Source organism: Shimia sp. (assembly GCF_041624275.1).
GTDB lineage: Bacteria > Pseudomonadota > Alphaproteobacteria > Rhodobacterales > Rhodobacteraceae > Shimia.
Genome location: NZ_JBFJVE010000204.1, coordinates 1 through 5,131, shown reverse-complemented (window position 1 = coordinate 5,131; position 5,131 = coordinate 1). Strand labels below are relative to the sequence as shown.

Genomic DNA, 5,131 nt, shown 5'->3' with positions numbered 1-5,131 from the left:
GTTTTCAGGATGTCCTCGGGATCACCCGAGAGCGCCGCCCAGCGGAATGGCCCGATGCCGCGGCAGAACAACGGCCGGATATAGGCAGGCACAAAGCCGGGAAAGGCAAAGGCGTCTTCCAGCCCCTCCTCGAGGGCCATCTGGCGGATGTTGTTGCCATAGTCCACCGTCGGCACGCCGTCATTGTGAAAGGCCACCATCGCCTCGACCTGCACCCGCATCGAGGCGCGCGCCGCCGCTTCCACCTCTTTCGGGGCGCTCTGCGCCCTGGCCCGCCATTCGGCGACGCTCCAGCCCTGCGGCAGATAGCCGTTCACCGGGTCATGGGCCGAGGTCTGGTCGGTGACGATATCGGGGCGAATGCCGCGACGGTGGATTTCCGGGAAGATGTCGGCGGCATTGCCGATCAGGGCAACGGACCTGGCCTCTCCCGCCGCCGTCCAGCGCGCGATCATCTCAAGGGCGTCGTCCAGCGAATCGGTCTTTTCATCGACATAGCGCGTGCGCAGACGGAAGTCGGCGCGGCTCTCGTCGCATTCGACCGCGAGGCAGCAGGCACCGGCAAAGACCGCCGCCAGTGGCTGCGCACCGCCCATGCCGCCAAGACCCCCGGTCAGGATCCACTTGCCGGTGAGATCGCCGCCGTAATGCTGGCGCCCGGCCTCGGCAAAGGTCTCGTAGGTGCCCTGCACGATGCCCTGGGTGCCGATGTAGATCCATGACCCGGCGGTCATCTGGCCGTACATCATCAAGCCTTTTTTATCGAGCTCGTTGAAATGATCCCAATTGGCCCAATGCGGCACCAGATTCGAATTGGCGATCAGCACGCGGGGGGCATCGGTGTGGGTGCGCACCACCGCCACCGGCTTGCCCGATTGCACCACCAGGGTTTCGTCTTCCTCGAGATCCTTCAGCGTTTCGACGATCAGGTCGAAATCCTTCCAGGTCCGCGCCGCCCGGCCGATACCGCCGTAGACCACCAGCTCATGCGGGTTCTCGGCCACGTCCGGGTGCAGGTTGTTCATCAGCATCCGCAGCGGCGCCTCGGTCAGCCAGCTCTTGGCATTGAGCTCGGGGCCGGTCGGCGGAAACACATCGCGGATGTTCTTGCGGGGGTCGGTCATGTCGGGTCTCCTCGTCGTGTCACGCGCCATGCAAGGCGCCGCTGCGGGCGACATCGCTCAGGCCGTGAAGAATGGATTTGAGATGGCTGCGCAGGGCCGAGGCGCGTTCTTCGCTCCAGTCCCAGGGCGCGGATTCCTGCATGTAGGCGCGCTGCGCCAGCTCCATCTGGATGGCGTGTATCCCGCTGTCCGGGCGGCCGTAGTGGCGCGTGGTCCAGCCGCCCTTGAAGCGGCCGTTCACCACGGTGTCATAGCCCTTTGCCGCCTGACAAACCCGGTGCGTGGCCGCTGCGATTTCAGGCGCGCATGTCGTGCCGTCATTGGTGCCGATGGAAAACACCGGCAACCGCCCCTCGAACAGATAGGGGATATCCGAGCGGATCGAGTGGCAGTCATAGAGGATGGCGAACCCATGTCGCGATTTTACCCGCGCCAGCTCCGCCGCCAGCGCCGCGTGATAGGGCGCATGAAAGGCCTCGCGACGGGCCGCGATCTCGTCTTCCGAGGGCGCCTGCCCCGCCTGCCAAAGCGGGTGTCCGTCAAAGTCGGTCAGCGGCACGAGCGCGGTGGTGTTCTGCCCCGGATAAAGCGAGACGCCAGCGGGGTCGCGATTGACGTCGATCACGTAGCGATGGGCATGGGCCTGCACCACGGTGGCATCGGGCAGCAACCCGTCATAAAGCCGGTTGATATGCCAATCCGTATCCGCCAGCTGCCGCCCGCGCCGCGTCAGCCGCGCCCGGATGGCCTCGGGCACATGGGTGCCGCCATGGGGTTGCCCAAGGATGATCGGGCCGATGCCCCTGTCGACGCTGACGACCGTCATGCGCCCAGCTCCGGCAGGGCGCGGCCGCAGCTGTGGATCACGGCCCCCGAGGCCACAAGACGCGCCGCGGCCTCGAGGTCGGGCGCCAGATAGCGGTCATCGCCCAGGGTCGCCACCTCGCTGCGCAGCCTTGCCAGCACCTTCTGCAAGGGTGCGCTGGTGGTCAGCGGCGCCCGGAACTCGACCCCTTGCGCGGCGCAGAGCAGCTCGACGCCGAGAATGCGATTGAGGTTGGTCACCATTTGCCCCAGCCGCCGCGCCCCATGCGCCGCCATCGACACGTGGTCCTCCTGATTGGCCGAAGTGGGCGTCGAGTCGGTCACGCAGGGGGTGGCCAGGTGCTTGTTTTCGCTCATCAGGGCCGCCGTCGTCACCTCGGCGATCATCAGCCCCGAGTTCAGACCCGGTTCGGGCGTCAGAAACGGAGGCAGGTCGTGGCTGAGCGTCGGGTCGACCATCAAGGCGATCCGGCGCTGCGCGATGGCGCCGATTTCTGAGATCGCCAGGGCGATCATGTCGGCGGCAAAGCCGACCGGCTCGGCGTGGAAATTGCCGCCCGAGACGATCAGGTCGTCCTCGGTCAGCACCAAGGGGTTGTCGGTGGCGGCGTTGGCCTCGATCTCGAGCGTCACCGACGCCTGCCGCAGCACATCCAGCGCCGCGCCCGTGACCTGCGGCTGGCAGCGAATGCAATAGGGGTCCTGCACCCGCGTGTCGCCCTCGCGATGACTTTCGCGGATCTCGGACCCGTCAAGGATCGCCCGCATCGCCGCCGCCGCCTCGATCTGGCCCGGCTGGCCGCGCAGGCTGTGGATCTCGGGGCGCAGCGGCGCCGTCGATCCCATGATCGCATCGGTCGACATGGCCGAGATCACCAGCGCGTTCTGCGCCGCCCGCCAGGCCTTGAACAGGCCGGCCAGGACAAAGGCGGTCGAGAACTGGGTGCCGTTGATGAAGGCCAGCCCCTCTTTGGGACCAAGCGGGATCGGCGCCAGCCCGGCCCGGATCAAGGCTTCGGCACCGGGCAGGATTTCCCCGCAATACTCCGCTTCGCCTTCGCCGATCACCACGGCGGTCATATGGGCCAGCGGCGCCAGATCGCCCGACGCCCCCACCGAACCCTGCGCCGGGATCACCGGGGTGACGCCACGCGCCAGCATGTTTTCAAGCAGCTCGACAAAGACCCAGCGCACACCCGACGCGCCGCGCCCGAAGCTCAGCAGCTTCAGGCTCATCATCAGTCGCACCAGATTGCGCGGCACCGGCTCGCCCACGCCGCAGCAATGCGACAGGATCAGGTTGCGCTGCAGGGCCGCCGTGTCCTTGGGCGCGATCTTCATCGAGGCCAGTTTGCCAAAGCCGGTATTGACCCCGTATACCGCCGCATCGCCGGCGGCCGCCGCCGCAATGCGGGCGGCCGCATGGTCGACTTGCGGCCGGCAGTCGCGATCCAGCACCACGGGGGTCTCGTTCCAGAAGATCTCGGCCAGGTGATCCAGTGTCACCGTGCCGGGAAGAAGCACAAGCGGGCTCATGCGCGGCCTCCGAAGTAGCGTTTGTAAAGCGGGTTGAACCCCATACGATAGGCCAGCTCGGCCGGGTGCGCGACATCCCAGACTGCAAGGTCGGCGCGCAGGCCCGGCGCGATGCGGCCACGATCGGCCATCCCCAGCGCCTTGGCGGCATGCACCGTGACCCCGGCCAGAGCCTCTTGCGGGGTCATGCGGAACAGCGTGCAGCCCATGTTCATGGCCAGCAGCAACGAGGTCAGCGGTGACGAGCCCGGATTGGCATCGGTGGCCAGCGCCATCGGAACCCGGTGCCGGCGCAGGGCGGCAATGGGCGGAAGCCGGGTTTCGCGCAGCGTGTAGAAGGCCCCCGGCAAGAGAACCGCGACGGTTCCGGCACGCGCCATGGCGGCCACGCCCGTTTCGCCCAGATACTCGATGTGATCGGCGCTCAGTGCGCCATAGCTGGCGGCCAGTTCGGCGCCGCCAAGGTCGGACAATTGCTCGGCGTGCAGTTTGACCGGCAGGTCAAGCGCGCGCGCGACATCGAACACCCGCGCGATCTGCGCCGGTTGAAAGGCGATGCCCTCGCAGAACCCGTCCACCGCATCGACAAGCCCCGCGTCATGCGCGGCGCGCAGGGTCGGAATGCAAACCTCGTCGATATAGGCGTCGTCGCGGCCTAGGTACTCGGGGGGCACCGCATGGGCGCCCAGAAAGGTCGTCGTCACCGCGACAGGCCGTTCGCTTGCGATGCGCCGCGCCACCCGCAACATGCGCAGCTCGGTCTCGTGATCCAGCCCATAGCCCGATTTCACTTCGATCGTCGCGACCCCTTCGGCGATCAGCGCATCGACACGGGTCAGCGCCTCTGCCAGCAATTCGTCTTCCGACGCCTGCCGCGTGGCCCTGACCGTCGAAACGATGCCGCCGCCGCTGCGCGCGATCTCTTCATAGCTGGCGCCCTCGAGCCGCATCTCGAACTCGCGGGCCCGATTGCCGCCGAACACCAGATGCGTGTGGCAATCGATCGGCGCCGGCGTCACCAGCCGGCCCTGCAAATCGGTCGCCGGCAGGGCGCTGTAGTCAGAGGGCAGATCCGCAGCGGCGCCGACCCAGACCAGCCTCTGCCCCTCCACGACCATTGCTCCACGGTCGATCAGCCCGTAGGCACCCGCCCCCGTCATCGTGGCCACCCTGGCGTTATGCAGCAGCATCCCGAAGAATCCCTTGTTTGGATCACTGTAACATGGTTTATGTCTGCACATAATAGCAAGTCAAGCGGGGATTCGACATGGCCGTGATCTGGGCGGAGCAGGCGCTGACCGCGCATGGCTGGGCAGAGAAGGTGCTGCTCGAGATCGGCGTCGAGGGGCGGATTTCGAGGCTGACCTATGGCCTGCCCTTCGACCCCTCTTCAGGGGCGCAGAAGGTCGGCGCGCTGGTCGCGGCGCCGGCCAACAGTCACAGCCACGCCTTTCAGCGGGCCATGGCCGGGCTGACCGAAAAGCGCGGCGGCGATGGATCGGACAGTTTCTGGACCTGGCGTCGGCTGATGTACCGGTTTCTCGAAGCGCTGAGCCCGGATCAGGTCGAAGCCATCGCCGCCTTGGTGCAGATGGAGATGCTGGAGGCCGGTTTCGCCACCAATGTCGAATTCCATTACCTGCATC

Annotated in this window: 4 protein-coding genes and 1 pseudogene; 1 reads left to right on the top strand and 4 read right to left on the bottom strand. The window is 66.8% G+C overall.

The window, feature by feature from the left end:
- The 4 genes from hutU to hutI all read right to left on the bottom strand — a co-directional run.
- Positions 1 to 1,124, bottom strand: a 1,124-nt coding sequence (gene hutU, locus ABZD10_RS13520; protein ID WP_372887241.1) for a urocanate hydratase, incomplete at its 3' end; no start/stop codon positions are given.
- Positions 1,125 to 1,143: 19 nt separating this feature from the next.
- The gene (gene hutG / locus ABZD10_RS13515; protein ID WP_372887239.1) at positions 1,144 to 1,950 is read right to left on the bottom strand and encodes an N-formylglutamate deformylase; all 807 of its coding nucleotides are present in this window, start codon (positions 1,948 to 1,950) and stop codon (positions 1,144 to 1,146) included.
- Positions 1,947 to 3,485 carry a histidine ammonia-lyase gene (gene hutH, locus ABZD10_RS13510; protein WP_372887237.1) on the bottom strand — a complete coding sequence of 513 codons (1,539 nt, stop codon included), beginning with the start codon at positions 3,483 to 3,485 and terminating at the stop codon, positions 1,947 to 1,949. The genes hutG and hutH overlap by 4 nt, the downstream gene beginning before the upstream one ends.
- Positions 3,482 to 4,675, bottom strand: a complete 1,194-nt coding sequence (gene hutI, locus ABZD10_RS13505; protein WP_372887235.1) for an imidazolonepropionase — start codon at positions 4,673 to 4,675, stop codon at positions 3,482 to 3,484. Before hutI ends, hutH begins: the two co-directional genes overlap by 4 nt.
- A gap of 77 nt (positions 4,676 to 4,752) precedes the next feature.
- Between hutI and ABZD10_RS13500 the strand changes: the two are divergent.
- A pseudogene (locus ABZD10_RS13500) lies at positions 4,753 to 5,131 on the top strand (formimidoylglutamate deiminase); the annotation flags it as partial.

What these genes read in the sequence shown, in the direction of transcription:
- hutG (WP_372887239.1), bottom strand. Translation starts at nt 1,950, where the DNA reads ATGACGGTCGTCAGCGTCGACAGGGGCATCGGCCCGATCATCCTTGGG.
- hutH (WP_372887237.1), bottom strand. Translation starts at nt 3,485, where the DNA reads ATGAGCCCGCTTGTGCTTCTTCCCGGCACGGTGACACTGGATCACCTG.
- hutI (WP_372887235.1), bottom strand. Translation starts at nt 4,675, where the DNA reads ATGCTGCTGCATAACGCCAGGGTGGCCACGATGACGGGGGCGGGTGCC.